Origin of the sequence: Streptomyces sp. NPDC001568 (assembly GCF_042893755.1) — a bacterium.
Lineage (GTDB): Bacteria > Actinomycetota > Actinomycetes > Streptomycetales > Streptomycetaceae > Streptomyces.
The window spans coordinates 234,239-259,991 of record NZ_JBIAVF010000003.1 but is presented as its reverse complement, the minus strand read 5'-3'; the positions used below and the strand labels follow the sequence as shown (position 1 = coordinate 259,991).

The window sequence follows — 25,753 nt, the reverse complement described above, 5'->3', positions numbered from 1 at the left end:
GTACGGGGTGGGGTCGGGCGGTCAGCGGCCGCCGAGGCCGCCGATGAAGCCGCCGCCGCCACCGTTGTTCCCGCCGCCCTGGCCACTGCCGGGCGAGGTGTGGACGTTGATGACGGTGCCCGCCGGCTGCGGGGTACCGGCCGTGGGGTCGGACTGCAGGATCGTGGCGTTGTCGTCGGCCGGGCCGGACAGGACCGACCCGAAGACCAGGCCGGCCCGCTTGAGGTCGTCCTTGGCCTGGGCCACGGTCCGGCCGAAGAGCAGCGGCACCGGGGTCGGGGCCGCGGCCGCCTTGGCGATGCTGACGTTGACCGGAGTGTCCTTGGCGAGCTGCTCACCCGGCTGGTACTGCTGATCGACGATCGTCTTGGGTGCCGCGCCGGGCCGGTCGACCTCGGTGGTGCTGCCGAGCTTGAGCTTGGCGCCCGTGAGCAACTTGATCGCTTCTTCCTTGGTCTTCCCGGTGAGGTCCGGGACGGTGCCCTTGGAGATCTCCTTGGAGACGATCAGCTTGATGACCGAGCCCTTCTCGGCCTCGGTTCCGCTCTTGGGGCTCTGCTCCAGGACGATGCCCGGGCTGGCGTCGGACGACTCCCTGAGTTCCTTTTCGACCTGGAAGTTCTTGGCCTTCAGCGTGGACTCGGCGAGCTCGTACTTCATGCGCACCACGTCGACCACCGGGACCTTGGGGGCGCCCGCGGAGACCTTCACCTTGACCTCGGTGCCCTTGTCCACCTTCAGGTCGGCGGCCGGGACCTGGGAGCAGATGTTGCCCTTCGGCTGGTTGTCGCAGGGCTCGTCGGCTTCCTTGACCACCTTGAGGCCCACGCTCTGGGCACGGCCCTGGGCCGATTGGAGGGTGTCGCCGATGAACTTCGGCACGGTGGGCCGGTTGTCGGCGGTATTGCTGGACAGGGCCTGGCCGATCAGGATCGCGCCGACCAGGACCAGCACGCCGGCGAGGACGAGCAGGACCGTGGAGGCCCGGCTCTTCTTCTGGCGGCGGCCGTGGCCGTTCTGGTCGTAGCCGCCGCCGTGGCCCTGGTCCCCGTAGCCGTTGTCGCCCGGGGGCATCGGCGGCAGCATCGAGGTCTGGCCGGAGTCGGCGGAGCGCAGAGCGGTGGTGGGCTGGTCGTAGCCCTGGTGTCCGTAGCCGCCCTGGTCGGGGTAGCCGTACCCGGCCGCGCCCATGGAGGCGGTGGCGGCGACGGGCTGGCCTTCGAGGCAGGCCTCGATGTCGGCCCGCATCTCGTCGGCGGACTGGTAGCGGTAGTCGGGGTCCTTGACCAGTGCCTTGAGGACGATGGCGTCCATCGTGGGCGTGATCTCGGGGTCGAAGTTCGACGGGGGCTGCGGTTCCTCGCGGACGTGCTGGTAGGCCACGGCCACCGGGGAGTCCCCGACGAACGGCGGCCGGACGCACAGCAGCTCGTACAGCAGGCAGCCCGCGGAGTAGAGGTCCGAGCGCGCGTCGACCTGCTCGCCCTTGGCCTGCTCCGGGGAGAGGTACTGGGCGGTGCCGATCACGGCGGCCGTCTGCGTCATCGTCATGCCGGAGTCGCCCATGGCGCGGGCGATGCCGAAGTCCATGACCTTGACCTGTCCGGTCCGGGTCAGCATCACGTTGGCGGGCTTGATGTCGCGGTGCACGATGCCGGCGCGGTGCGAGTACTCCAGGGCCTGGAGGATGCCGATGCACATCTCCAGGGTCCGCTCGGGCAGCAGCTTGCGGCCGGAGTGCAGCAGCTCGCGCAGGGTCGAGCCGTCGACGTACTCCATCACGATGTACGGGATGGAGATGTTGTCGACGTAGTCCTCGCCGGTGTCGTACACGGCGACGATCGCCGGGTGGTTGAGCGATGCGGCCGACTGGGCCTCGCGGCGGAACCGGGCCTGGAAGGACGGGTCGCGGGCGAGGTCGGCGCGCAGGGTCTTGACGGCGACGGTACGGCCGAGCCGGGTGTCGTGACCGAGGTAGACCTCGGCCATGCCACCACGGCCGAGCACGTGGCTCAGCTCGTACCGGCCGCCGAGGCGACGCGGCTCTTCCATAACGTTTGCAGCCCTCTCCGTCAGTCCCGACCGCACCGGTGTGTGGTCCGGCGGTGTGCTGTTCGCGGCAAGGCTACCGGCCGATCGTCGGTGATCCGTTCGTGACCACAGGCTGATATCGGACCGGTACCGGGTGCTCGGACCCCGCCCCCGCTCGTCATCCCTTGTTCTTCAGTACGGCTTCCATGACGGCCTTGGCGACGGGAGCCGCCTGACCGCCGCCGCTGATGTCCTCGCGGTCGGCGCTGCTGTCCTCGATGACCACGGCGACCGCGACCGGCGAGGTGCCGTCGGGGTTCTCGGCGTAGGAGATGAACCAGGCGTAGGGGCGCTTGGCGTTCTTCTCGCCGTGCTGGGCGGTACCGGTCTTGCCGCCGACGACGGTGCCCTTGATGCCGGCGTTGCTGCCGGTGCCCTTGTCGACGACGTTGACCATCATCTGCTGGAGCTTCTGCGCGTTCGCCGCGGAGAGGGGCCGGCTCATCTCCTGCGGCTCGTGCTTCTCGATCACGTCGAGGTTGGGCGAGGTCAGCTGGTCGACCATGTACGGCTTCATCAGCTTGCCGTCGTTGGCGATGGCAGCGGAGACCATGGCCATCTGGAGGGGGGTGGCGGCGGTGTTGAACTGGCCGATGGAGCTCTGGGCGTTGCCGTCCCGGCCCATGGTCTTGTCGTAGACGCTGGCGAAGGCACGCACCGGGGTGTCGACGGTGTCGTTGAAGCCGAACTTCTCGGCGGTCTGCACCATCTTGTCGCGGGTGACCTTGTCGCCCAGGTTCGCGAAGACCGAGTTGCAGGACACCCGGAGCGCTTCGTTGAGGCTGGCCTTTTCGCATCCGCTCGCGTGGTTGACCATCGGGGTGCGGGTGCCGGGCAGGATGTACGGCTCGGGGGTGTCGGTCGGCGCGTTGACGTCGGTGACGACGTTGTTCTCCAGCGCGGCGGCGGCGGTGACGACCTTGAAGGTGGAACCCGGCGGGTAGGTCTCGCGCAGGGCGCGGTTGACCAGGTTCTTGTCCGGGCTGGCGTTCAGGTCGTTCCAGGCCTTGCCGTCGGCCTTGGAGAACCCGGCGAAGCTGGACGGGTCGTACGACGGGGTGCTCGCCAGGGCCAGGATGGCGCCGGTGCGCGGGTCGATGGCGGCGACGGCGCCCTTGCGGTTGCCGAGACCGCTGAAGGCCGCCTTCTGGGCGGCCGCGTTCAGGGTGGTGACGACGTTGCCGCCCTGCTTCTTCTCGCCGGTGAACATGCCGATGGTGCGGTCGAAGAACAGCCGGTCGTCGTTGCCGGTGAGGATGCCGTCGTCGATGTTCTCCAGCTGGGTGGAGCCGAAGACCTGCGAGGCGTAACCGGTGACGGGCGCCCACAGGGGGCCGTCGACGTAGGTCCGCTTGAACTTGAAGTCGCTGCCGGGGGTCTCCGCGGAACCCGTGATGGGCTGCCCGCCCTGGATGATGATGTTGCCGCGTTCGGTGGCGTACTGGGCGATCAGGACCCGGCGGTTCTCCTTGCGGGTGCTGAGGTCCTCGGCCTGGACGTACTGCAGCCAGTTGGTCCGGATGAGCAGCGCGAGGACGAGCAGCCCGCAGAACAGCGAGATGCGGCGCAGGGGCTTGTTCATGACGGGCGGACCACCTGGGTCATCTCGGAGTCGGGGGACGGCGCGGGGGCCGGGGCGGGTCGGCGTGCGGTGTCGCTGATCCGGATGAGGATCGCGATGAGCACCCAGTTCGCGAGGACCGAGGAACCGCCCGACGCGAGGAACGGCATGGTCATGCCGGTGAGCGGAATGAGGCCCATGACGCCGCCGGCGACGACGAAGATCTGCAGGGCGAAGGCGCCGGAGAGCCCGATGGCGAAGAGCTTGCCGAAGGGGTCGCGGGCGGCGAGGGCTGTGCGGACGCCCCGCTCGATGATCAGGCCGTAGAGCAGGAGGAAGGCCATGACGCCGGTGAGGCCGAGTTCCTCGCCGACGGTCGAGAAGATGAAGTCGGAGTTCGCGGCGAAGCCGATGAGGTCGGAATTGCCCTGTCCCCAGCCGGTGCCGAGGACCCCGCCGGAACCGAAGCTCATGATCGACTGGCCGACCTGCTCACAGGCCCCTGAGGTCGCGTAGCAGCCGAAGGGGTCGAGCCAGGCGTCGACACGGGCCTGGACGTGGCTCGCGAAGGACGCGACGACCACGGCCCCGCCGATGGACATGAGTAGACCGATGACGATCCAGCTGGTCCGCTCGGTGGCCACGTACAGCATGATCACGAACATGCCGAAGAACAGCAGCGAGGTGCCGAGGTCGTTCTCGAAGACGAGGACGAGCAGGCTCATCGCCCAGATCATCAGGATCGGGCCGAGGTCGCGACCGCGCGGCAGGTAGAGGCCCATGAACCGGCGGCTGGCCAGGGCCAGGGCGTCGCGCTTGACCATGAGGTAGCCCGCGAAGAACACCGCGATGACGATCTTCGCGAACTCGCCGGGCTGGATGGAGAAACCACCGACGCTGATCCAGATCTTGGCGCCGAAGACGTCCGCGCCCAGACCCGGGATGACCGGCAGGATCAGCAGGACCAGCGCGCCCGCCATGGAGATGTACGTGAACCGCTGGAGCACGCGGTGGTCCTTGAGGACCAGCAGCACCACGGCGAACAGGGCGATGGCCATCGCCGTGTACATCATCTGCCGCGGCGCGGACTCCGAGAAGGCGCCGAAGTTGTTCTTGGCGAGCTTCTGCAGCCGCTCCGACTGGTCGAGCCGCCAGATCAGGACGAGACCCAGACCGTTGAGCAGGGTGGCGATGGGCAGTAGCAGCGGGTCGGCGTACTTCGCGTAGCGGCGCACGATGAAGTGCGCGATGCCGGCGAGCACGGCGAGGGCGAGCCCGTACAGCAGCATGCCCGGAGGGAGTTCGTCGTGGATCGCCAGACCGACGTTGGCGTACGCGAAGATCGGGATGACCACGGCGAAGACGAGCAGCATGAGCTCGGTGTTCCGCCGGCTCGGCGCCTCGATGGCGCCGATGGTGGTCGTGTTGGTGACAACGCTCATGGTGTGGCAGGCCCCCTGTGCCCGCGTATCTCTACTGCTTTTCGCACAGACCGGCCATCGTCTGCTCCGTGGGAGTCAGGACGGGGCCGGGCGTCTGGTTGTTCTGCGCCTCGGCGGCGCGGCGGGCCTCGTCCTTCTTGCAGGCGGCGACCTGGGTGCCCAGTTCGTCGACCTTTTTGCGGGCGCCGTCGAGACTGCCTTCGGTGATGGTGGCCTCGACCTGCTTGCGCTTGAAGGACGGCAGGTACTTCAGTTCGATGTCGGGGTGATCCGTCTCCACCTTGGAGAGGTGGATCCAGGCCAGGTTCTGGCTGATGCCGCGGTACAGCGCGACGTGTTCACCCTTGACACCGACGTAGTACTGGGTCTGCGTCCAGCGGTGCGCCGCGTACACCCCGCCACCGACGACACCGGCCACGATCAGCAGGATCAGGGTCCGGGTGGTCCACTTGCGCCCTTTGCTGCGGCGCCTGCGCGGGTGGTCGTACGTGTCCTCGTACTGCGCGTCGGCTTCGTAGGCGTCGGGTTCGCCGAAGCTGCCGTAACCGCCGCCGCCCGGGTTCTGGTCGGGGTATCCGTAACCCTGGGCCTCGCCGCTGCCGGGAGGGCCGAAGGAACCGGCGGGCGGAGCGGCCTGCCGGCCGAGGCCCGAGGCGCGCCCGGCCGGGGTCTGCATGGCGTTGCCGCCGTCGAAGAGCTGGTGCTGGTTCTCGGCCACCGCGCCGACGACGATCGGGGTGTCGTTCAGCTGGGCGGCGAGGGTGTCGCCGCTGTCGGTGTCGAGGACGTCCGCGACGATGCAGGTGATGTTGTCCGGACCGCCGCCGCGCAGGGCGAGCTGGATCAGGGACTGCACCGTCTCGTTGGGGCCGTGGTAGTCGGCGAGGGTCTCCTCCATGGTCTGGTGGGAGACGACGCCGGACAGTCCGTCGGAGCAGATGAGGTAGCGGTCACCGGCCCGGACCTCGCGGATCGAGAGGTCGGGTTCCACGATGTCGCCGCTGCCGAGCGCCCGCATGAGGAGCGAGCGCTGCGGGTGGGTGGTGGCTTCCTCTTCCGTGATGCGCCCCTCGTCCACGAGGCGCTGCACCCAGGTGTGGTCCTGGGTGATCTGGGTGAGGACGCCGTCGCGGAGCAGGTAGGCGCGCGAATCGCCGACGTGGACGAGCCCGAGCCGCTGACCGGTCCACAGCAGGGCGGTGAGCGTGGTGCCCATGCCCTCCAGCTGGGGGTCCTCCTCGACCATGACGCGCAGCTGGTCGTTCGCGCGCTGCACGGCCACGCTGAGCGCGGTGAGGATGTCGGAGCCCGGGACGTCGTCGTCGAGCTGCACGAGGGTCGAGATCACCTCGGAGCTGGCGACCTCGCCGGCGGCTTGGCCGCCCATGCCGTCGGCGATCGCGAGGAGCCGAGGACCGGCGTAGCCGGAGTCCTCGTTGCCCTCGCGGATCATGCCCTTGTGCGATCCGGCGGCGAAACGCAGGGACAGACTCATGCGCACCTGCCCTGTCGACGCTGCGTCCGGGTACAACCGGTCTCGAGCCACACTGCCCACCCTCCGGTCGGGAGCGCGCTCGGGTCCGTGTCCCCGGTGGGACGGACCGCCGCGGCTCGCTCGCTCCGCTCGCTCATTCTCGTACTACTTCCGCAGCTCGATGACGGTCTTGCCGATGCGGATCGGGGCGCCCGGCGGAATGGGCGTCGGGGTGGTAAGCCGGGTCCGGTCGAGATACGTGCCGTTGGTGGACCCGAGATCCTCGACGATCCACTGGCCGTCACGGTCCGGGTAGATCCTGGCATGCCTGCTGGAGGCGTAGTCGTCGTCCAGCACGATCGTGGAGTCATGGGCGCGGCCCAGCGTGATCGTCTGGCCGGCGAGGGCCACCGTGGTGCCCGTGAGGGTGCCTTCGGAGACGACGAGTTTGGTCGGCGCACCCCGGCGCTGGCGCTGCTGGGGTGGCGCGGACTGCCGCCCGGTCTGCTGCGGCGCACTGGTGGCGCCGCCGCGGCGCGAGCCGCGTTGCGTCACTCTCGTGCCGAACAGGTCGCTGCGGATGACCTGAACGGCCACGATGACGAACAGCCACAGAACGGCCAGGAAACCCAACCGCATGACCGTCAGGGTCAGCTCTGACATTGCCCCCGCTTCACCCTTCGGCTTGCCGGTAAATGATGGTGGTGCTGCCCACGACGATCCGCGAGCCGTCGCGGAGCGTAGCGCGGGTGGTGTGCTGTCCGTCCACCACGATGCCGTTGGTGGACCCGAGATCCTGGATCGTCGGGGGTGTTCCGGTCCGGATCTCACAGTGCCGGCGCGATACGCCGGGGTCGTCGATCCGCACATCGGCCTCGGTGCTTCGGCCGAGTACGAGCGTGGAGCGCGAGATCTGGTGGCGTGTGCCATTGATCTCGATCCACCGGCGCGTGGTGCCGGGGGCGCCGGTGGGAGCCGGTCCGCCCGGTGCCGGGCGGTTGCCGGGTCCGCCCGGGGGCGGTCCCGAGGGCATGGGCGGGGCGGAGACCGGCGGATAGCCGTATCCGCCCTGCTGTCCCTGCTGCTGTTGCTGCCCTGCCTGCGGTCCGTCCTGGGAGGTGCTGGAAGCCAGCGTACGACTGCGAACCCGGTACAGACCGGTGTCGAGGTCGTCGGCCTTCTCCAGGTGCACCTTGATCGGTCCCATGAAGCTGTACCGCTGCTGCTTGGCGTAGTCGCGGACGAGGCCCGCGAGCTCGTCGCCGAGCTGGCCGGAGTAGGGGCTCAGGCGCTCGTAGTCGCCCGTGCTGAGCTCCACGATGAAGTCGTTCGGGACGACGGTCCGCTCGCGGTTCCAGATGGTGGCGTTGTTGTCGCACTCCCGCTGGAGGGCTCCGGCGATCTCCACCGGCTGGACCTCGGACTTGAACACCTTGGCGAAGGTGCCGTTCACCAGACCTTCGAGTCGCTGCTCGAACCGCTTCAGAACTCCCATGGGGCACCTCCTCCGTCGTTGTCGCCCTGTACTGCTTACTGATCGTATCCACGCGTGGCGGATTCGGCTGGTTCCCCTTCGGTCCCGTGCGCAGGAGTGTTGGTGCTCACAAGGGATCGTAGGGGTGCTCCGGTGACAGTGTCCCGCACCCGGAGGGGAGTGCGGGAGGGGCCGTCCCGGACGCCCTGCGGGGGTGCCGAAAAAGCGATGTGAATCCACCCCGTCCGACGTGCTAATCTTTCGACGTCGCCAGGGGAACGGCCCGAAAGGGAAGATCCACTGGAGAGCTGCTCGGGCGAGTGGCGGAACGGCAGACGCGCTGGCTTCAGGTGCCAGTGTCCTTCGGGACGTGGGGGTTCAAATCCCCCCTCGCCCACATCGAGGAAGCCTCGATCCGGAATCCGGATCGGGGCTTCCTGCATTATCGGCCATCGCGGCCTCCCGTGGAGGAGGGCGCGGCCGAGCGACGGCGGTGGGTTCGCCGCGCGGGTTCCGGGCCGCCCCAACCTCCTTCGGTTTTCCGTTCGTCGGCTGCGGTCCGTCCACCGTCCGACTTTCGTCGCGCGGTGCGCGACGAAAGGAGGCTGACCGGAGGTGTGGCGGGTGTCTAGGGTCGCTCGGGTGGATACGAGGGCGAGGGCGCGGGCGGGCTGGGACTGGCTGAAAGGGCCGGAGCCCTGGTCCCGGGGCGCGTTCGCGGGGGACCTGACGATCGCCGCGGCGATAGCGCTGCTCGGCGTGGGCGTCGACGAACTCAGCCAGAGCTCCGGACTGAAGACGACCGCGGCCGCCGTGCTCGTGATCGCTCTCACACTGCTGCGCCGGCGGTTGCCCGCGACGACCCTGATCGTGGGCGCCGCGGCGAGCGGGCTGTTGCCCGGTGTGTTCCTCGTGACGATCGTGCTCGGTTGGTCCGCGGGCCGGCGGATCGTCGGCGTCGGCCGGGCGCTGAGCGTCTTCGTCGTCGCGTTCGTCGCGGAAGTGGGCATCAGCCTCATCGACCAGTGGTCGCAGCTGCGTCCGCTGTTGGTGATCGTGTTCTCCACGCTGATGTTCCTGGCGTCGACGGTCATGCCGGGTCTGGCCAGCCGCTACTGGCACCAGCGCCGGACCTTGCTGAGCGCACTTCAGGAACGCAACGCCCAGCTCGTGCGCGAGCGGACGATGGTGGCCGGGCAGGCCCGGCTGCGGGAGCGGCAGCGGATCGCCCAGGACATGCACGACAGCCTCGGCCACCAGCTGGCGCTGATCTCCGTGCACACGGGGGCGCTGGAGGTGGATCCCGCGATCACCGAGCGGCAGCGCGAGGCCGTCGGGGTGCTGCGGCAGGCCTCGGTGGCGGCGATGCACGAACTGCGCGAGGTCGTCGGCATCCTGCGGGACGGGGTGGAGGCACCGTTGCCCGTGGAGGAGGCGCAGTCCGCCGCACGCGGGGTCGCCGGGATCGGCGGGATCGTGGAGGCGGCGCGGGGCTCCGGGACCGACGTCCGGCTTTCGGTGACGGGGCAGCCCCGTCCCCTGGCGGCGGCCTGCGACCACGCCGCGTACCGGATCGTGCAGGAGGGGCTGACCAACGCGTACAAGCACGCTCCGGGGGCCGCGATCACGGTGGAACTGCGGTACGAGGACGACTCGCTGGTGGTGGAGATCGCCAACGGGCCCGCGGCGGGCCCCGGGGCCGGCGAGGTGGTCTCCGGCGGACAGGGGCTCACCGGGCTGCGGGAACGGGCCCGGCTGGTCGGTGGCATGGTGCACGCGGCCGCCGCCGACGGCGGGGGCTTCCGGGTGGCCGGGGTGCTCCCTTACGGCGCGGAGCCGGCGGGGATGGTCGACGACGTCGCCGACGACTTCGGGCAGCGCTCGCAGGCCGTGGCGACGGCGGCGAAGGGCGCGCCTCCCCTGGACTGGGCGGCGGTGGACCGCGAACTGGCGACGCCCTTGCGCAGCCGGACCGGGGGTTGGGCCCTGGGCTGTGGGATCGCCGTCGCGGCCCTCGTGCTGCTGATGATCGTCATGGGCGCCGGGGCGGCGTTGTTGGTGGGTTCCGCGAACAAGGCGATGATCGGCCGCGACGAGTACGACGCGGTGCGCGTCGGCGAGGCGGAGAAGACCATCCGCGACCGGCTGCCCTCCGGGGACAGCATCATGACGTCGGGCCTCGACCGTAAGGGGCCGGCCAGGCCCGAGGGGTCGGAGTGTCTGGCGCTGTTGTCGGAGGACGACTCGGACGACCTGTCCACCGACGACGTGTTCCGGTTCTGCTTCAAGGACGGCAAGCTCGTCGAGAAGCAGGCGTACGAGGTCAAGCAGTAGGAGCGCGGGTGACAGCCAAGGTGATCAGAGTGGTGATCGCTGACGACGAGCCACTGATCCGGGCGGGCATCAGGATGATCCTGACCTCGGCGCCGGACATCGAGGTCGTCGCGGAGGGCACGAACGGCCGGGAGGCGGTGGAACTCGCCCGCTCCCACGCGCCCGACGTGGTGCTCCTCGACATCCAGATGCCGGTCATGGACGGATTGACGGCGCTGGGCGAGCTGGGGCGGGCCGCACCGGACGTGCGGGCGCTGATCCTGACGACCTTCGGGGAGAAGGAGAACGTGCTGCGGGCGCTCGGCGAGGGCGGTGCGGGGTTCCTGCTGAAGGACTCGGCGCCGGGCGAGCTCATCGGCGCGGTCCGGGCGGCCGCCGCCGGGGACGCCTACCTCTCCCCCTCGGCGACCCGGCACGTGGTCGACCAGCTGGCGACCGGCCGGGTCGCCGGCCGCGGCGACGCGGCCCGGCGGCGGGTGGCCGAGCTGAGCGAGCGCGAACGCGGGGTGCTGGCCCTGCTCGGGGAGGGTCTGTCCAACGCGGACGCGGGCCGCCGGCTGCACATGAGCGAGGCGACCGTGAAGACGTACGTGAGCCGGATCCTCGCGAAGTTGGGCTGCGACAACCGCGTACAGGCGGCCCTGCTGGCCAGGGATGCCGGGCTCTAGATACGGTCGGGCCGAAAACGGCCGGGCCGACAGGGAGTCGGCCGCCTCGGCCGACACGGAGCGACAGGTGCGGGGGCGGCGCGAAATGGTGACGGTACCGGAGCAGCACGCGGGGGGCGCGAGAGCCGACGAGGTCGCGGCCGCGATCACGGCGGGGCCGACGGGCCCCCGCGGCGGGCGGATTCCGCAGGTCGAGGGTTTCGCGCCCCGGCCGCTCGCGGGGTCGCCCAAGGAGGCGGGCAAGGCCCTGCGCGGGCGGGTGCCGCGTGCGGCCCACGCCCGGTTCGAGGCACCCGCCGGACGGCCCGACGCCGTCCGGGCCGTCGAGGAGTCCAACGAGGGCAGGGTTCCCGAGCTGACCCCGATACGGGTGGGCCGGATGGCCGCGAACCCGTTCGCGTTCCTGCGCGGAGCGGCCGGGCTGATGGCGCACGACCTGTCCGGCGGCCCGGTGACCGGGGTCGCGGCGCAGATCTGCGGCGATGCCCACGCGGCCAACTTCGGTCTGTACGGGGACGCGAGCGGCCGGCTCGTCATCGACCTCAACGACTTCGACGAGACCGTCGTCGGACCGTGGGAATGGGACGTGAAGCGACTGGCCACCTCGCTGGTGCTGGCCGGGCGGGTGGCGGGCGCGGACGAGGACACCTGCCGGGCGGCGGCCCTGGACGCGGCGGGCGCGTACCGCAGGACCATGCGGCTGCTGGCGAAGCTTCCCGCGCTCGACGCGTGGAACGCCATCGCGGACGAGGAACTCGTCTCGCACACCGACGCCCGGGACCTGCTGGGCACGCTGGAGCGGGTCTCCGCGAAGGCCCGCAACAACACCTCGGCCCGGTTCGCCGCCAGGTCGACCGAGATCGGCTCCGACGGCGGCCGGTGCTTCGTCGACGCGCTGCCGGTGCTGCGCCGCGTCGGTGACGCGGAGGCGGCGGTCGTGGCGGCCTCGCTGGGCCCGTACCTGAAGACCCTGTCGGGTGACCGGCTGCCGCTGCTGGCCCGCTACGCGATCCAGGACGTGGCGTTCCGGGTGGTGGGGACGGGAAGCGTCGGGACGCGTTCGTACGTGGTGCTGTTGCTCGATCACCGGGGTGATCCGCTGGTGCTCCAGGTGAAGGAGGCTCGGCCGTCGGTCCTGCTGCCGTACCTGCCCGGGTTGGGCTTCGAGGCGGCGGTGGAGGAGCACGAGGGCCGGCGGGTGGTGGCCGGGCAGAAGAGGATGCAGGTGGTGTCCGACATCATGCTGGGCTGGACCACGGTGGAGGGGCGCCCCTTCCAGGTGCGCCAGTTCCGCAACCGCAAGGGCAGCGTGGACCCGGCGGCGCTGACCGCCGCGGAGTTCGACGACTACGGGCGGATGACCGGTGCCCTGCTGGCCCGGGCGCACGCGCACAGTGCCGATCCGCGACTGCTGGCCGGGTACTGCGGCAAGAACGAGGAGCTGGACGAGGCGATGGCCGCCTTCGCGGTGGCGTACGCGGACCGGACCGAGGCCGACCACGCCGACCTGGTGGCGGCCGTCCGGGCCGGGCGGATCGCGGCGGAGGCCGGGGTCTGAGCGGGGGCGTTCCACCGGAACCCTGGGGTTGTTCCACGTGAAACGGCGCCGCAGCTCCACGTGGAGCGCAGGGGGATGTTTCACGTGAAACCGGGCGGTGTTTCACGTGAAACACCGCCCGGGCGGACGGGCCGTAGGCTGGCCGGGTGAGCGAGCAGACCGAGCACCCCGAGCGCACTGAGCACCCCGAGCAGGCAGTCCCCGGCGGGCCCGAGGCTTCCGCGGCCCCGGCGGCTCCCCCGGACTCCGCCGACGAGCGTCCCGAGGCGCGGCTGGACCGGGCCGTGCGGGCCGCCGAGCAGGCCCTCATCGAGTTCGAGATCGCGGTCGAGACCTTCCGGGTCGAGGTCGAGAACTTCTCCCGCCTCCACCACCAGAAGCTCGGGCCGATGTACTCGCGGCTCGACGAGCTGGACGCGCTGATCGCGGAGGCGAAGGCCGAGCGCAGCGGGGATCCCGAGGACCTGAGGCGGGCCCGTGAGGCGCGCTCACTGGTGATGCCCATGCCCGGCGTCGACGAGCTGTTCCACGACTGGCTGGACTCCGACGGGATCTCGGACGACGCGTCCGCGATGCTCACCGGACGGTCGGTGAGGCCCCCGGAGCGGGTGCGGCCCTCGGAGGAGGTCCGTCGGCTCTACCGGGAGCTGGTCCGCAAGGCGCACCCGGACCTCGCCCAGGACGAGGCCGAGCGGGAGCGCAGGGACGCGTTCATCGCGCGGGTCAACGCCGCCTACGGGCGCGGTGAGGAGCAGTCGCTGCGCGAGCTGGCCGAGGAGTGGGCGGCCGGCCCGGCGCCGGAGGCCGTGCGGCCGAGCGAGAGCGAGGAGCTGTACGCCCGGCTGGAGTGGCTGGCCCGGCGCAAGGAACTGCTGGCGGTGCTGGCCCGGGAGCTGGAGGACAGCGCGATCGGGTCGATGCTGCGGATGGCCCCGGACGACCCGGACCGGCTGCTGGAGGAGATCGCGGAGCAGCTGCTCGCGCAGGTCTCCGAGCGCGAGGCGGAGCTGGAGGCCCTCGCCGGGTAGGTTGGCAGGCCAGATCCGCGAAGAGAGAAGGCGACAGCTATGAACTTCGGACCGCTTCCCTCGGTGGACGCCGCCGCGGTGCCCTCCGAAGGCTTTGTCCTGGACGTCCGCGAGGACGACGAATGGGCGGCCGGGCACGTCGAGGGCGCGCTGCACATTCCGATGAGCGACTTCGTCGCGCGCTTCGGTGAGCTGACCGAGGCCATCGCGCAGGACGGCCGGGTGCACGTGATGTGCCGGGTCGGCGGTCGCTCGGCGCAGGTCACCCAGTACCTGGTGCGCCAGGGCATCGACGCCGTGAACGTGGACGGCGGGATGCAGGCCTGGGAGGGTGCCGGGCGCCCGATGGTGACGGACAACGGGAACCCGGCCTTCGTGCTTTGAGCCTTTGAGCCTTTGGGTCTCTGGGGCTTTGAGCCGAGGCTTTGAGGCTTCTTTCGCGGAAGGGCCCCTCTCCGAGGGGCCCTTCGGCTTCGTGGCGGCTCGCGGGCCGGTTCAGGCGAGGGGGTGGGCGGCCAGCAGGTCGCCCAGGGCCTCCTCGTGCGCCGCGGCCGGCCCGAGTTGCAGCTCCAACTGCTTGGCCCAGGCGTGGAAGCGGTGCAGGGGGTAGTCGGTGTCGGCGCCGAAGCCGCCGTGCAGGTGCTGGGCGGTCTGCACGACCCGGCGTACGCCCTCGGAGGCCCAGATCTTGGCGACGGCGACGTCACCGGAGCTGGGCAGCGGGCCGCCCGCGCCGCCGGTCGCCGCGTCGAGCCGCCAGGCGGCCTGCCAGAGGGTGACCTCCATGGCGCGCAGGTCGATGTAGCGGTCGGCGGCCTGTACGGCGACGGCCTGGAAGGTCGCCACGGGGAAGCCGAACTGCTCCCGCTTGCTGGTGTACTGGCTGGTCATGGTGAGGACGCTCTCGCCCAGGCCGAGTGCGAGGGCGCAGGTTCCGGTGGTGAGGAGCTGACGGAGCCGGTCCCAGGCGTCAGGGGCTTCGATGAGGTGGGCCGCCGGCACCCGAACCCCGTCGAGGGTGAGCTCCGCGAGCCGCTCCCCGCTGGTGGAGTACTGGTCGGCGAGGGTGAGCCCGCCGGCGGAACGCGGGACGAGCGCGAGGACGGCCTCGCCGTCACCCCGGTGGGCGGGTACGGCGATCCAGTCGGCGCTGTGCGCCCAGGGGACGGACGTCTGCACCCCGTCCAGGGTCCATTCGGCTCCGTCGCGGTGTGCGGTGACGGCGAGTTCGGCGGGATCGTGGCCGGTGCGGCCGTGCGCGGCGACGGTCAGCACCACTGTGCCGCGGCCGGCGCCGGGCAACAGGGCGGAGGCCAGCTCGGCGCTGCCGTGGGCCTGGACGGCCATGGCGGTGGCGCAGTGCTCCAGCAGCGGCACCCGGGCCAACACCTTCGCGGCCTCGCGCAGCACCAGGCACAGGGCGATGGCGTCGAGCCCGGCGCCGCCGTGTTCCTCGGCGAGGACGAGGCTCAGTAGGTCGGACCCCGCGAGACTGCCCCACAGCGGCCGGTCGAACTCGTCGGCGACGGCGCCCGGGGTGAGTGCGGGGCTGGGCACGCTGTCGGGGGCGACATCCGCGAACACGGCCCTGGCCGCCTCGACGGCCGCCTGCTGTTCCTCGGTGAAGGTGAAGTCCACTGCCTGTCCTCCCGCGTGCACCGGAGCGGTCCCGCTCGCATATCTGACGGTCCGTCAAGATAGAGCAGGCGGGAGGAAATGCACAGGGGGAGGGCCCGGGCCGTCCGCTTCGCTCGTCCGGCCCGGGTTCCGCGGCGCTGCCGTGCGACAACTGCGCCGGTCAGCGATCGAAGTCGATCTCCACTTCCTCGCTCACCGCGTGCGACTGGCAGGCCAGCACGAACCCGGCGTCCGTCTCCTCGGCCTCCAGCGCGAAGTTGCGGTCCATCCGCACCTCGCCGCCGACCAGGAAGACCCGGCAGGTGCCGCAGACGCCGCCCTTGCAGGCGTACGGGGCGTCCGCGCGACCGCGCAGCACGGCGTCCAGCAGGGATTCGCCGTCCTGGACGGGCCAGGTGCCCGACCGGCCGTCGAGCCGGGCGGTGACCCGGACGTGGGTCGGCGCGGCGCTCGGGGCGGGGGCCTGCGGCGCGGTGTCCTCGACGTGGAAGATCTCCTCGTGCACCCGGGCGCGGGCGACGCCGAGTTCGCCGAGGGCCCGCTCGGCGCCCTGGACCAGCCCGTACGGCCCGCACAGGAACCAGCCCGTCACCTCGGCGACCGGCAGCAGCGCGGGCAGCAGGTCCGCCAGCCGCGCCTGGTCGAGCCGGCCGGACGGCAGGCCCGCCTCCTGCTCCTCGCGGGACAGCACGGTCACCAGTTGGAAGCGGTCGGGGTAGCGGTCCTTGAGGTCGGCCACGTCGTCCAGGAACATCGTCGAGGCGGCCGAACGGTCGCTGCGGACCAGGCAGAAACGGGCGTCGGGCCTCGCCGCCAGCAGGCTCGCGGCGATCGACAGGACCGGGGTGATCCCGCTGCCGCCGACGACGGCCGCGTAGTGCGCGGCGGCCGGGGCCGCGGCGGGGTCCAGCACGAAGCGACCGGCCGGGACCATCACGTCCAGCACGTCCCCGGAGGCGATCTCCTTGTGCGCGAACGTGGAGAACTCGCCGCCCTCCACGAGCCGTACCCCGACCCGCAGGGCGGCGGGGCCCGGGCCCTCGGCGGTCGGGGCGGGGGAGCAGATCGAGTAGGTGCGGCGGACGCCGCCGCCCTCGGAGCCGCTGCGGCGCAGGGTGAGGTGCTGGCCGGGCGCGTGCCGGTACTCCTCGCGCAGTTCCGGGGGCACGGCGAGGGTGAGCGCCACCGAATCGTCGGTGAGCCGCTCGACCGCCGCCACCGTCAGCGCGTGGAAGGCGCCGTGGCGCGCGGGGCGCGCGGGGCCCGGGTCCGCCGAGGGCACAGACACGGCCATCTACAGCTCCTTGAAGTGGTCGAACGGTTCGCGGCAGGCAACGCAGCGGCGCAGCGCCTTGCACGCGGTGGAGGAGAACCGACTGAGCAGCTCGGTGTCGGTGGACCCGCAGTTGGGGCAGCGCACCGACAGGGTCAGCGGGACGGGGCCTCCGGCAGCGTGCGGGCGGGGCGGCGCGATGCCGAACTCGGCCAGCTTCCGGCGGCCTTCGGCGCTGATGTCGTCCGTCGACCAGGCGGGGGCGAGCACGGTGACGACCCGCACCTCGGGGATCCCGTGGCCGATCAGCACCCGCTCGATGTCGGCCGACATGGCCTCGATCGCCGGGCAGCCGGTGTAGGTGGGGGTGAGCGTGACCTCGGCGTGGCCGTCCGCGTGCATCCGGACACCGCGCATCACGCCGAGCTCGGCGAGCGTGAGGACCGGCAGTTCCGGGTCGGGGACGGAACCGGCGAGTTCGGCCAGCTCCGCCTCCAGACGGGTCATGCCCAGGGCTCCCGCGGTCCCGGTCACCAGGACGCTCCCGGGTGGCTGCGGTGCAGGTGCTGCATCTCCGCGACCAGCCGACCGAACGACTCGGTGTGCAGGCCCTCGCGGCCCGCGCCGGCGGCCCAGGCCCCCGTGCGCGGCCCTTCGGGGAGCGCGAGACCGGCCCGCTCCAGTACGCCGCCCACGGCGGTCAGCCAGCGGGCCTCCAGTTCGACCCGGTCCAGGCCGAGGCCGTCGGATCCGTCGAGTCCGTCAGATCCGTCGAGGGGTTGGAACATCTCGCCCGTGTACTTCCACAGGGAGTCCAGCCCGGCCCGCATCCGTCGGCGGCTCTCCTCCGTGCCGTCACCGAGGCGCAGGGTCCACTGCTCGGCGTGGTCGCGGTGGTAGGCGGTCTCCTTGACGGCCTTGGCCGCGAGCGGTGCGAACGGGCCGTTCCCGGCGGCCAGCGCGCCGTACAGCTCGTGCTGGTGGAAGGAGAAGTAGAGCTGCCGGGCGATCGTGTGGGCGAAGTCGCCGTTGGGCTGCTCGACCAGCTGGAGGTTGCGGAAGGAACGCTCCTCGCGCAGGAAGGCCAGCTCGTCCTCGTCGCCCACCATGGACAGCAGGACGCGCGCCTGACCGAGCAGGTCGAGGGCGATGTTGGCGAGGGCCACCTCCTCCTCCAGGACGGGGGCGTGACCGGCCCATTCGCCCAGGCGGTGGGACAGGATCAGCGCGTCGTCGCCGAGGGCGAGCGCGGCCGCGGCCGTCGAGCCGGTGAGGGTGGTGTCGGTGCTGCTCACAGGTGACGCACCCCCTCGGGAATGTCGTAGAAGGTGGGGTGCCGGTAGGGCTTGTCGGCGGACGGCGCGAAGAACGGGTCCCGCTCGTCCGGCGAGGAGGCGATGATCTCCGTGGAGGGCACGACCCAGATGGAGATGCCCTCGCCGCGCCGCGTGTAGAGATCGCGGGCGTTGCGCAGGGCCATCTCCGCGTCCGGGGCGTGCAGGCTTCCCGCGTGCGTGTGCGAGAGGCCGCGGCGCGAGCGCACGAACACCTCCCACAGGGGCCAGTTCTGCGTCATGCCTGTACCTCTCGTCCGGTGCTGGTGTGCTTCTCGGCGTAGGCCGCCGCGGCCTCGCGGACCCACGCGCCTTCCTCGTGCGCCGTCCGGCGCTGGCTGATCCGCTGCTCGTTGCACGGACCGTTGCCCTTGAGCACGTTCCAGAACTCCGACCAGTCGATGGCGCCGAAGTCGTGGTGCCCGCGCTCGTCGTTCCACTTGATGTCGGGGTCGGGCAGGGTCAGGCCCAGGGACTCGGCCTGCGGGACGGCGATGTCCACGAAGCGCTGGCGCAGCTCGTCGTTGGAGTGCCGCTTGATCCGCCAGGCCATCGCCTGGGCGGAGTGGACCGACTCGTCGTCGGGCGGGCCGAACATCATCAGGGAGGGCCACCACCAGCGGTCCACGGCGTCCTGCGCCATGGCGTGCTGGGCCTCGGTGCCCTGCGAGAGGGCGAGGAGCAGCTCGTACCCCTGGCGCTGGTGGAAGGACTCCTCCTTGCAGATGCGGACCATGGCGCGGGCGTACGGGCCGTACGAGCAGCGGCAGATCGGCACCTGGTTGGTGATCGCCGCGCCGTCCACGAGCCAGCCGATCGCGCCGACGTCCGCCCAGGTCAGGGTGGGGTAGTTGAAGATCGAGGAGTACTTCTGCTTGCCGGCGTGGAGCTTGTCGAGCAGCTCGTCGCGGCTGGTGCCGAGGGTTTCGGCGGCGCTGTAGAGGTAGAGGCCGTGGCCGGCCTCGTCCTGCACCTTGGCCATCAGGATCGCCTTGCGGCGCAGCGACGGCGCCCGAGTGATCCAGTTGGCCTCGGGCTGCATGCCGATGATCTCGGAGTGGGCGTGCTGGGCCATCTGCCGGACCAGCGAGGCGCGGTACTCGTCGGGCATCCAGTCGCGCGGCTCGACGCGCTCGTCCGCCGCCACCGCGGCGTCGAAGGCCGCGGCGAGCTGCGCGACGAGGTCCGCCTCGACGACGGCCGCCGTACCTGCCGCCGCTGCCGTGCCCGGGCCCGATTCCGGGGTCACTGCGACCATCTCGGCTCCCTGTCAGATTCTTCCGTCCGCCCGACCGACCGATCGTTCGGTTCATCCTCTTCAATGGTGAGACGGCGGCCCGTAGGGTGTCAACCTCTGTGGGCAACCCTGTGGACGCCGGATGATCGGGGCGGGATGGTTTCGAACGAGCACGAGCCTGCGGAAGGAGTCCCTCCGACGGCCGTTCCGGCACCTTCCGGCCCGGCGGAGGATGCTCGCGCCGCGCCGCCGGAGGTCGCGGATTCCGCCGCGGACCCCGGCCCGGATCCCGCCGCCGACCCCGGCCCGGATCCCGCGCCGGATCCGGCCCCGTCCGACGGGCCGGATGGGCCTGCCGCCCCGCCCCGGGCCCCCGGCATCGGGGGCCTGCCCGCCCCGTACCGGGTCGTGGCGGCGCTGGGTCTGGCGGCGGTGGCCGTCGCCGCCGGCCTGCATCTGGCGCTCGTCTTCCTGCACGTCGCGCCGTCGAACACGCTGAGCAAGCAGCACGCGGACCTGGTCGACGGATGGGTCTACCCCGAGTTCGAACAGAACTGGAAGCTCTTCGCCCCGAACCCCCTCCAGCAGAACATCTCCGTGCAGGTCCGGGCCGAGGTCCGCACCTCCGGGGGCGAGGTCGTCACCGGGGGCTGGCGCGACCTGTCCGCCGAGGACGGCGCGGCCATCCGGCACAGCCTGCTGCCGAGCCACACCGAACAGAACGAGCTCCGCCGGGCCTGGGACTTCTTCACGGGCTCCCACGACGAGAACAACCGCCCGAACGGCGACCGGGGCGCGCTGTCCGAGGAGTACCTGCGCCGGATCGCCCTGGACCGGCTCGCCGAAGGCGGTGCGAGCGGCGACCGGGGCGGTGGCGGCGCCGCCGACCGGATCGAGCGGATCCAGCTGCGCTCGGCGACCACCGCCGTCGCGGCGCCGAGCTGGAGCACCGAGAAGACGGACACCCAGACCTACTACCGGGAGCTGCCGTGGTGGACGGTGTGAAGCGGCCGGGGCCCCGGGCCCGGGCGGTCGCCGCCCTGACCAAGGTGACCGGGCGGGCGCTGGGCCCGTACCAGAGCGCCGTGGTCCGCATCGGTTTCGCCGGGACCTGGCTGTTCTTCCTGCTGCGCGAGCTCCCGAACCGGCACGAACTGTACGGGCCGGACAGCCCGTGGAGCTGGCAGCTGGCCGAGCGGCTGATCGCCTCGAACCGGGCGTTCACGGTCCTGATGTGGTCGGACTCCTCACTCTGGTTCGAGATCGTCTACGCCGTCTCCGTGCTCGCGAGCCTGCTGCTGGTGCTCGGCTGGCGCACCCGGGCGACGTCCGTGGTGTTCATGGTCGGCGTGCTGTCCCTGCAGAACCGCAGCGTCTTCATGGGCGACGGCGGGGACAACGTCATCCACCTGATGGCGATCTACCTGGTCCTGACCCGCTGCGCGCAGGTGTGGTCGCTGGACGCCCGCCGGGTCCGGCTGCGCGGCAGCGCCTCGGCGGGCGCGGCGGGGCCGGTGCTGTGGGGCGTGCTGGGCGTCGTCCTCGCGTACGGGGCGCTGACCGGGCGGTTCAGCACCGGCTGGCTGGCCGCCTTCGCGGCGCTGTGGGTCGGGCTCGGGCTGTGGTGGCTGGTCGACCGGTACGAGCCGGACGGGGACGCCCGGGCGGTGCTGGACGTCCTGGCGAACGTGCTGCACAACGCCGGAATGCTGGTGATCATGGCGGAGGTGTGCCTGATCTACGCGACGGCCGGCTGGTACAAGATCCAGGGTTCCCGCTGGCAGGACGGGACCGCGCTGTACTACCCGCTCGGACTGGACTACTTCACCCCCTGGCCGGGGCTGTCCGGGCTGCTGGCGGGCAGCGGGACGCTGGTGATGCTGCTTTCGTACGGGACGGTGGCGGTGCAGGTCGCCTTCCCGTTCACGCTGTTCGACCGGCGTGTGAAGAACGTGCTGCTGGCGGTGATGATGCTGGAGCACGCGGGCATCGCGCTGCTGCTGGGGCTGCCGTTCTTCTCGCTGGCGATGATCGCGGCCGACGCGGTGTTCCTGCCGACGGCCTTCCTGGTGTGGCTCGGGGCCCGGACCGCGGCGCTGCGTCCCGTACGGGGGCGGGTACGGAGGCCGGGGGCGCGGGAGCCGGCGGACGCGCGGGCGTCCCGAGCCCCGCAGGACCCCGTCGTGGCGGAACCCGCCGCGGTACCGCGCTGACGGCGGCGGCCGGCCGCGCCCCGGCGACGGGCCGGGGGCGGGCCCCCGCCCCCGGCGTCGTAGGGTCGGCGCATGAGCGAGCAGCGGAGTCCCGACGAGACCGTGCGCCAGTGGCGGGAGGCGGCCGGGCAGGACGGGGCCGTCCTGCTCGACGGGTTCCACGCGCTCAAGCACGCCCTGCGCTTCGGCGCCGAAATCCGCGTGGTCGTCGCCGACGACCCGGACGCCGTACGGGCCCTGGCCGCCGAGCTGGCTCCGGACGTGGCCCCGGAGGTGGGGCGGCTGCTGCGGCGGGCCCCGCTCAAGGACCTGCTGCCCCGCGTCCATCCCACCGGCGTCGCCGCGCTCGCCGTGCGGCCCGACCGCGCCGCCGGGCGGGCGGCGCTGGCCCGGCGGCCCCGGCCGGCGCCGGTCGTGGTCCTCGACAACCCGCGCAACCTGGGCAACGTCGGCGCCGTCGTCCGCCTCGCCGCCGGCTTCGGCGCCACGGGCGTGGTCACCCGGGGCGACCTCGACCCCTGGCACCCCAACGTGGTCCGGGCGGGGGCCGGCCTGCACTGGGCCACCACGGTCGAACGGCTCGCCCTGGAGGAGCTGCCGACCGGGCCGCTGTACGCGCTCGACCCGGAGGGCGCGGACATCCGCGGCCTCACCCTCCCGGACGACGCCCTGCTCGCCTTCGGCTCCGAGCGGCACGGCATCTCACCCGAGCTACGCGCCCGGGCGGACCACCTGGTCTCCCTTCCGATGCGCCCCCAGGTCTCCAGCTACAACCTCGCCACCAGCGTGGCCATGACCCTCTTCCACTGGGGCGGCCCCCCGGCCGGATCGCAGGGCGGCGAGGACGCCTAGGACCCCCGCCACCACGATCGCCGCGGCCGCGCCCAGGGTCGCGCCGTCGGGGTGGATCAGGGCTTGGCCGCGCAGGGCCTGCCAGGTGAGCAGCGCGAGCGTGGCGGCGTAGAGCCCGCCCGCCACGACGGTCAGGCGCAGCCGTACCCGCTCCGCGCGCAGCGGGGCGTGGCGCGCCGCGAGGGCGGCCAGTACCAGGACGAGCAGCGGAAGCACCTGGAGCGCGTGCATCCCGAAGAAGTGCGGGACGCGCAGGTCGCCGCCGGTGGTGGACCAGCCGGTGAGCGGCATGGCGGGCCCGCCGTCCGGTACGCCCACGCCGTGCGCGCCGACCACCGGCGCGTCGTCGACGAGGAGTTGTTCGTCGGTCGGCCGGGTCATCAGGAAGCCGAGTCCGGCGCCCGTGAGGGCGAGGACGGCGGCGATCCGGATCGCCCAGGTGGTGGCCCGGTCGGTGATCCGGGTGCGGAACAGCAGGACGGCTATGACCAGGGTGGACAGCCAGAGCACCACCACGGTCATGGCCATGGCGTCGTAGAGCTGGGCGTCGAAGGGCGTCCGCCGGTTGAAGTGGCTCTGCTCGCCGCGCACGACCTGGATCGTCATGAGCAGCATCTCGACGCCGCTCGCGGCGACGACGACGGTGCCGCCCCACCAGGCGGGTCGCCGCAGTCGGGGGCGGGCCGAGCCGACGAGGGAGACCATCCAGGCCAGGCTGAGCGCGTAGGCGACGAACGAGACGGCGAACTTGAAGGGCTTGGCCCAGATCGGGGCGCCGACCAGGACGCGGTCGTCCACCAGCAGTCCGATGCCGGAGCCGATGGCCCACAGCACCATCACGGCGGCGAAGACGGTCAGTGGCCGGTGCCAGGTACGTAAGGAAGACAGCGACATTCGTTCCCCCGGTGAAAGATAGATAGTGGCACTTGCCGCTATCCGGTAGCGCCACTATCTATGATGAGGCGGGGGCAGGCAAGCAAAAAGAAGAAGTGGACGCACGATGCGCATCGGAGAGTTGAGCGGCCGGACCGGCGTGCCGGTCCCGACGATCAAGTACTACGTACGGGAAGGGCTGTTGGCGCCCGGGGAGCTCACCAGCCCCAACCAGGCCAGTTACGGGGACGCCCATGAGCGTCGGCTGCGGCTCATCCGCGCCCTGCTGGAGGTGGGCGGGCTCTCGGTGGCGAACATCGGCGAGGTCCTCGTCGCGGTGGACGACAAGCAGCGCTCGACGCACAAGCTGCTGGGCGCGGCCGCCGACCTGCTCGTACCCGGGTACACCGGTGATGGGTGCGCGACCCTGGCGGACGGGGACGCGGACGGGGCTCCGGACGCGGAGTTGGACGCGGACCCCGACGTGGTCGTGGCCCGGAAGAAGGTGGCGGACCTGATCGCGGCGCGGGACTGGCACGTCTCGCCCGACAGTCCGCAGGCGCAGGCCCTGACCACGGCGCTGGCGGCACTGTCCCGGATCGGGCACGGCGGCTTCGCGGAGGTGCTCGACGCGTACGCGACGGCGGCGGAGGGCGTGGCGCGGGCGGACCTGGCGCACGTGGGGCGGGGGCCGGCGCGGGAGGACCTCATCGAGGAGGTCGTGGTCGGCATCGTCATGGGTGACGCGATGTTCGCGGCCCTGCGCAGGATGGCCCAGGTGGACGGCTCCTCGCGCGCCTTCGGCACGGGAGGAGCCGCCGGGCCCGACGGCCTTCCCGGGTGAGCCGGGGCGGTACGGGCGCCGGCGGCGGTACGGGAATCACCCCGGGCCGCCCCGGCCGACCCGGCGCCCCGGGTCGACCCGGAAATCCCGGGCCGCCCCGGCCGACCGGACGCCCCGTACGGCCGGGAGCCCCGTACGGGTACCCGGCCGACTCGGCGCCCCGTACGGGTCATGCCTGGCGGCGGACCTCCACCACGCGGAAGCGGTTCGCGACGAACGCGCCGTCGCACAGGGCGGCGTTCGCCGCCGGGTTGCCGCCGGAGCCGTGGAAGTCGGAGAAGGCCGAGGTCTGGTTGACGTAGACCCCGCCGGTCAGGTTCAGCGAGAGCTGCGCCGACTCCTCCAGGCAGACCTCCTCGATGGCCCGCTCGGTGTCCGGGGACGTCGTGTACGCGCCCACGGTCATCGCGCCCTTCTCCCGCACCGTGCGGCGCAGCAGCTCCAGGGCGTCGGCGGTGGAGTCCACCGCGACCGCGAAGGCGACCGGGCCGAAGCACTCCGAGAGGTAGGCGGCCTCCGGGTCCGGCTTGGCGGCGTCCAGCTTGACCAGGACCGGGGTGCGCACCACGGCGTCCGGGAACTCCGGGTTGACCACCTCGCGGGAGGCCAGGGCGACCTCGCCGAGGGAGGCGGCCGCCTCCAGGCGGGCCTTGACGTCCGGGTTGACCAGCGCGCCCAGCAGGGCGTTGGCCCGGGCATCGTCGCCCAGCAGGCCCCCGACCGAGGCGGCGAGGTCGGCGACGACCTCGTCGTACGACTTGTGGCCGGCGTCCGTCCCGATGCCGTCGCGCGGGATCAGCAGGTTCTGCGGGGTGGTGCACATCTGGCCGCTGTACAGGGACAGCGAGAACGCCAGGTTGGAGAGCATCCCCTTGTAGTCGGAGGTGGAGTCGACGACGACGGTGTTGACGCCCGCCTTCTCCGTGTAGACCTGCGCCTGGCGGGCGTTGGTCTCCAGCCAGTCCCCGAACTCCGTCGAGCCGGTGTAGTCGATGATCCTGACCTCGGGGCGCAGCGCGAGGGTCTTGGCGATGCCTTCGCCCGGGCGCTCGACGGCGAGGGCCACCAGGTTCGGGTCGAAGCCGGCCTCGGCGAGGACCTCGCGGGCCACCTTGACGGTCAGCGCCAGCGGCAGGACGGCGCGCGGGTGCGGCTTGACCAGGACCGGGTTGCCGGTGGCGAGCGAGGCGAACAGGCCGGGGTAGCCGTTCCAGGTCGGGAAGGTGTTGCAGCCGATCATCAGCGAGACGCCCCGCGGGACGGCCGTGAACGTCTTGTCGAGCTCCAGCGGGTCGCGCTTGCCCTGCGGCTTCGACCAGTCGGCCCGGCCGGGCACCCGGGTCTGCTCCTCGTACGCGTAGGCGATGGCCTCCAGGCCACGGTCCTGGGCGTGGGGGCCGCCAGCCTGGAAGGCCATCATGAAGGCCTGGCCGCTGGTGTGCATGACCGCGTGCGCGAACTCGTGCGTCCGCGCGCCGATCCGGGACAGGATCTCGACGCAGACCAGGGCGCGGACCTCGGGCCCGGCGTCCCGCCAGGCACCCATGCCGGCCCGCATCGCGGGGATCAGCACGTCGGGGTCGGCGTGCGGGTACTCGACGCCCAGCTCCGGGCCGTACGGGGAGACCTCGCCGCCCGTCCAGCCGTCGGTGCCGGGCTGGTCGAGGTCGAAGCGGGAGCCGCGGACGGCCTCGAAGGCGGCGAGCCCGTCGGCCGGGGCGGTTTCCCCGTACGCCTTGGGGTGTTCGGGGTGCGGGGACCAGTAGGCGCGGCTGCGGATGGCAGCCAGCGCCTGGTCCAGGGTGGGCCGGTGCTTCTCGGACAGCTGGGGGAGGGTGAGCTCGGCGGCCATCAGGGAC

General features: G+C 71.9%; 22 protein-coding genes, 1 tRNA gene and 1 pseudogene. 10 read left to right on the top strand and 14 right to left on the bottom strand.

Annotated features, from left to right (window positions below; all coding sequences use genetic code 11):
• Nucleotides 1-21: 21 nt before the first annotated feature.
• The 6 genes from pknB to ACFY0I_RS06945 all read right to left on the bottom strand — a co-directional run bounded on the left by pknB (nt 22) and on the right by ACFY0I_RS06945 (nt 8,063).
• The gene (gene pknB / locus ACFY0I_RS06970) at nt 22-2,052 is read right to left on the bottom strand and encodes a Stk1 family PASTA domain-containing Ser/Thr kinase (protein ID WP_388891244.1); all 2,031 of its coding nucleotides are present in this window, start codon (nt 2,050-2,052) and stop codon (nt 22-24) included.
• A 157-nt stretch (nt 2,053-2,209) separates the two neighbouring features.
• Nucleotides 2,210-3,673, bottom strand: a complete 1,464-nt coding sequence (locus ACFY0I_RS06965; protein ID WP_388891241.1) for a peptidoglycan D,D-transpeptidase FtsI family protein — start codon at nt 3,671-3,673, stop codon at nt 2,210-2,212.
• A complete protein-coding gene (locus ACFY0I_RS06960; protein ID WP_388891239.1) occupies nt 3,670-5,094 on the bottom strand; it encodes an FtsW/RodA/SpoVE family cell cycle protein in 1,425 nt (474 codons plus the stop codon). The genes ACFY0I_RS06965 and ACFY0I_RS06960 overlap by 4 nt, the downstream gene beginning before the upstream one ends.
• A 31-nt stretch (nt 5,095-5,125) precedes the next feature.
• On the bottom strand, nt 5,126-6,589 hold the full coding sequence (locus ACFY0I_RS06955) for a PP2C family protein-serine/threonine phosphatase (protein WP_388891237.1): 1,464 nt from the start codon (nt 6,587-6,589) through the stop codon (nt 5,126-5,128).
• A 144-nt stretch (nt 6,590-6,733) separates the two neighbouring features.
• Nucleotides 6,734-7,231, bottom strand: coding sequence for an FHA domain-containing protein (locus tag ACFY0I_RS06950; protein WP_266575716.1), 498 nt, complete (start codon nt 7,229-7,231; stop codon nt 6,734-6,736).
• 10 nt (nt 7,232-7,241) lie between these two features.
• A complete protein-coding gene (locus ACFY0I_RS06945) occupies nt 7,242-8,063 on the bottom strand; it encodes an FhaA domain-containing protein (protein WP_388891234.1) in 822 nt (273 codons plus the stop codon).
• Between the two features lie 293 nt (nt 8,064-8,356).
• Between ACFY0I_RS06945 and ACFY0I_RS06940 the strand changes: the two genes are divergently transcribed.
• The 6 genes from ACFY0I_RS06940 to ACFY0I_RS06915 all read left to right on the top strand — a co-directional run bounded on the left by ACFY0I_RS06940 (nt 8,357) and on the right by ACFY0I_RS06915 (nt 14,014).
• Nucleotides 8,357-8,439 (top strand) — tRNA-Leu (locus ACFY0I_RS06940).
• A 245-nt stretch (nt 8,440-8,684) separates the two neighbouring features.
• A complete protein-coding gene (locus ACFY0I_RS06935; RefSeq protein WP_388891231.1) occupies nt 8,685-10,376 on the top strand; it encodes a sensor histidine kinase in 1,692 nt (563 codons plus the stop codon).
• 20 nt (nt 10,377-10,396) lie between these two features.
• Nucleotides 10,397-11,044, top strand: a complete 648-nt coding sequence (locus tag ACFY0I_RS06930; RefSeq protein ID WP_388891809.1) for a response regulator — start codon at nt 10,397-10,399, stop codon at nt 11,042-11,044.
• 85 nt (nt 11,045-11,129) lie between these two features.
• A complete protein-coding gene (locus ACFY0I_RS06925; protein ID WP_388891228.1) occupies nt 11,130-12,602 on the top strand; it encodes a DUF2252 domain-containing protein in 1,473 nt (490 codons plus the stop codon).
• Between the two features lie 146 nt (nt 12,603-12,748).
• The gene (locus tag ACFY0I_RS06920; protein WP_388891226.1) at nt 12,749-13,630 is read left to right on the top strand and encodes a J domain-containing protein; all 882 of its coding nucleotides are present in this window, start codon (nt 12,749-12,751) and stop codon (nt 13,628-13,630) included.
• A gap of 39 nt (nt 13,631-13,669) precedes the next feature.
• A complete protein-coding gene (locus ACFY0I_RS06915; protein ID WP_388891223.1) occupies nt 13,670-14,014 on the top strand; it encodes a rhodanese-like domain-containing protein in 345 nt (114 codons plus the stop codon).
• Nucleotides 14,015-14,125: 111 nt separating this feature from the next.
• Here the strand turns inward: ACFY0I_RS06915 and ACFY0I_RS06910 are convergent, their stop codons facing one another.
• The 6 genes from ACFY0I_RS06910 to paaA all read right to left on the bottom strand — a co-directional run bounded on the left by ACFY0I_RS06910 (nt 14,126) and on the right by paaA (nt 19,133).
• On the bottom strand, nt 14,126-15,268 hold the full coding sequence (locus ACFY0I_RS06910) for an acyl-CoA dehydrogenase family protein (protein ID WP_388891220.1): 1,143 nt from the start codon (nt 15,266-15,268) through the stop codon (nt 14,126-14,128).
• A 160-nt stretch (nt 15,269-15,428) separates the two neighbouring features.
• Entirely contained in the window at nt 15,429-16,562 is a 1,134-nt protein-coding gene (locus ACFY0I_RS06905) for a 2Fe-2S iron-sulfur cluster-binding protein (protein WP_388891217.1), read from the bottom strand.
• The gene (paaD, locus tag ACFY0I_RS06900) at nt 16,563-17,048 is read right to left on the bottom strand and encodes a 1,2-phenylacetyl-CoA epoxidase subunit PaaD (protein ID WP_388891806.1); all 486 of its coding nucleotides are present in this window, start codon (nt 17,046-17,048) and stop codon (nt 16,563-16,565) included.
• Nucleotides 17,049-17,071: 23 nt separating this feature from the next.
• Entirely contained in the window at nt 17,072-17,836 is a 765-nt protein-coding gene (paaC, locus tag ACFY0I_RS06895; protein WP_388891215.1) for a 1,2-phenylacetyl-CoA epoxidase subunit PaaC, read from the bottom strand.
• Nucleotides 17,833-18,117 (bottom strand): 1,2-phenylacetyl-CoA epoxidase subunit PaaB, encoded by a 285-nt coding sequence (gene paaB / locus ACFY0I_RS06890; protein WP_281209342.1) that lies wholly within the window; start codon nt 18,115-18,117, stop codon nt 17,833-17,835. The genes paaC and paaB overlap by 4 nt, the downstream gene beginning before the upstream one ends.
• On the bottom strand, nt 18,114-19,133 hold the full coding sequence (paaA, locus tag ACFY0I_RS06885; protein WP_388891213.1) for a 1,2-phenylacetyl-CoA epoxidase subunit PaaA: 1,020 nt from the start codon (nt 19,131-19,133) through the stop codon (nt 18,114-18,116). The genes paaB and paaA overlap by 4 nt, the downstream gene beginning before the upstream one ends.
• 135 nt (nt 19,134-19,268) lie before the next feature.
• Here paaA and ACFY0I_RS06880 point away from each other — a divergent pair, with 135 nt between their 5' ends.
• From ACFY0I_RS06880 to ACFY0I_RS06870, 3 genes are all read left to right on the top strand, one after another.
• Nucleotides 19,269-20,117 carry a DUF5819 family protein gene (locus tag ACFY0I_RS06880; RefSeq protein ID WP_388891211.1) on the top strand — a complete coding sequence of 283 codons (849 nt, stop codon included), beginning with the start codon at nt 19,269-19,271 and terminating at the stop codon, nt 20,115-20,117.
• Entirely contained in the window at nt 20,114-21,325 is a 1,212-nt protein-coding gene (locus ACFY0I_RS06875; RefSeq protein WP_388891803.1) for an HTTM domain-containing protein, read from the top strand. The genes ACFY0I_RS06880 and ACFY0I_RS06875 overlap by 4 nt, the downstream gene beginning before the upstream one ends.
• A 72-nt stretch (nt 21,326-21,397) precedes the next feature.
• Nucleotides 21,398-22,177 carry a TrmH family RNA methyltransferase gene (locus ACFY0I_RS06870; RefSeq protein WP_388891208.1) on the top strand — a complete coding sequence of 260 codons (780 nt, stop codon included), beginning with the start codon at nt 21,398-21,400 and terminating at the stop codon, nt 22,175-22,177.
• Here ACFY0I_RS06870 and ACFY0I_RS06865 read toward each other — a convergent pair.
• Nucleotides 22,133-23,071, bottom strand: a pseudogene (locus ACFY0I_RS06865) (hypothetical protein); the annotation flags it as partial. The gene ACFY0I_RS06870 and the pseudogene ACFY0I_RS06865 sit on opposite strands and share 45 nt — an antisense overlap.
• A gap of 106 nt (nt 23,072-23,177) precedes the next feature.
• Here ACFY0I_RS06865 and ACFY0I_RS06860 point away from each other — a divergent pair.
• Nucleotides 23,178-23,894, top strand: a complete 717-nt coding sequence (locus ACFY0I_RS06860; protein WP_388891205.1) for a MerR family transcriptional regulator — start codon at nt 23,178-23,180, stop codon at nt 23,892-23,894.
• 169 nt (nt 23,895-24,063) lie between these two features.
• Here the strand turns inward: ACFY0I_RS06860 and paaN are convergent, their stop codons facing one another.
• Nucleotides 24,064-25,746 (bottom strand): phenylacetic acid degradation protein PaaN, encoded by a 1,683-nt coding sequence (gene paaN, locus ACFY0I_RS06855; protein WP_388891202.1) that lies wholly within the window; start codon nt 25,744-25,746, stop codon nt 24,064-24,066.
• Nucleotides 25,747-25,753 lie beyond the last annotated feature (7 nt).

Bases quoted from the DNA above. Each gene is read 5' to 3' on its own strand.
- pknB (WP_388891244.1), bottom strand. From the start codon at position 2,052: ATGGAAGAGCCGCGTCGCCTCGGCGGCCGGTACGAGCTGAGCCACGTG.
- ACFY0I_RS06965 (WP_388891241.1), bottom strand. From the start codon at position 3,673: ATGAACAAGCCCCTGCGCCGCATCTCGCTGTTCTGCGGGCTGCTCGTC.
- ACFY0I_RS06960 (WP_388891239.1), bottom strand. From the start codon at position 5,094: ATGAGCGTTGTCACCAACACGACCACCATCGGCGCCATCGAGGCGCCG.
- ACFY0I_RS06955 (WP_388891237.1), bottom strand. From the start codon at position 6,589: ATGAGTCTGTCCCTGCGTTTCGCCGCCGGATCGCACAAGGGCATGATC.
- ACFY0I_RS06950 (WP_266575716.1), bottom strand. From the start codon at position 7,231: ATGTCAGAGCTGACCCTGACGGTCATGCGGTTGGGTTTCCTGGCCGTT.
- ACFY0I_RS06945 (WP_388891234.1), bottom strand. From the start codon at position 8,063: ATGGGAGTTCTGAAGCGGTTCGAGCAGCGACTCGAAGGTCTGGTGAAC.
- ACFY0I_RS06925 (WP_388891228.1), top strand. From the start codon at position 11,130: ATGGTGACGGTACCGGAGCAGCACGCGGGGGGCGCGAGAGCCGACGAG.
- ACFY0I_RS06915 (WP_388891223.1), top strand. From the start codon at position 13,670: ATGAACTTCGGACCGCTTCCCTCGGTGGACGCCGCCGCGGTGCCCTCC.
- ACFY0I_RS06905 (WP_388891217.1), bottom strand. From the start codon at position 16,562: ATGGCCGTGTCTGTGCCCTCGGCGGACCCGGGCCCCGCGCGCCCCGCG.
- paaD (WP_388891806.1), bottom strand. From the start codon at position 17,048: ATGACCCGTCTGGAGGCGGAGCTGGCCGAACTCGCCGGTTCCGTCCCC.
- paaB (WP_281209342.1), bottom strand. From the start codon at position 18,117: ATGACGCAGAACTGGCCCCTGTGGGAGGTGTTCGTGCGCTCGCGCCGC.
- paaA (WP_388891213.1), bottom strand. From the start codon at position 19,133: ATGGTCGCAGTGACCCCGGAATCGGGCCCGGGCACGGCAGCGGCGGCA.
- ACFY0I_RS06880 (WP_388891211.1), top strand. From the start codon at position 19,269: ATGGTTTCGAACGAGCACGAGCCTGCGGAAGGAGTCCCTCCGACGGCC.
- ACFY0I_RS06870 (WP_388891208.1), top strand. From the start codon at position 21,398: ATGAGCGAGCAGCGGAGTCCCGACGAGACCGTGCGCCAGTGGCGGGAG.
- ACFY0I_RS06860 (WP_388891205.1), top strand. From the start codon at position 23,178: ATGCGCATCGGAGAGTTGAGCGGCCGGACCGGCGTGCCGGTCCCGACG.
- paaN (WP_388891202.1), bottom strand. From the start codon at position 25,746: ATGGCCGCCGAGCTCACCCTCCCCCAGCTGTCCGAGAAGCACCGGCCC.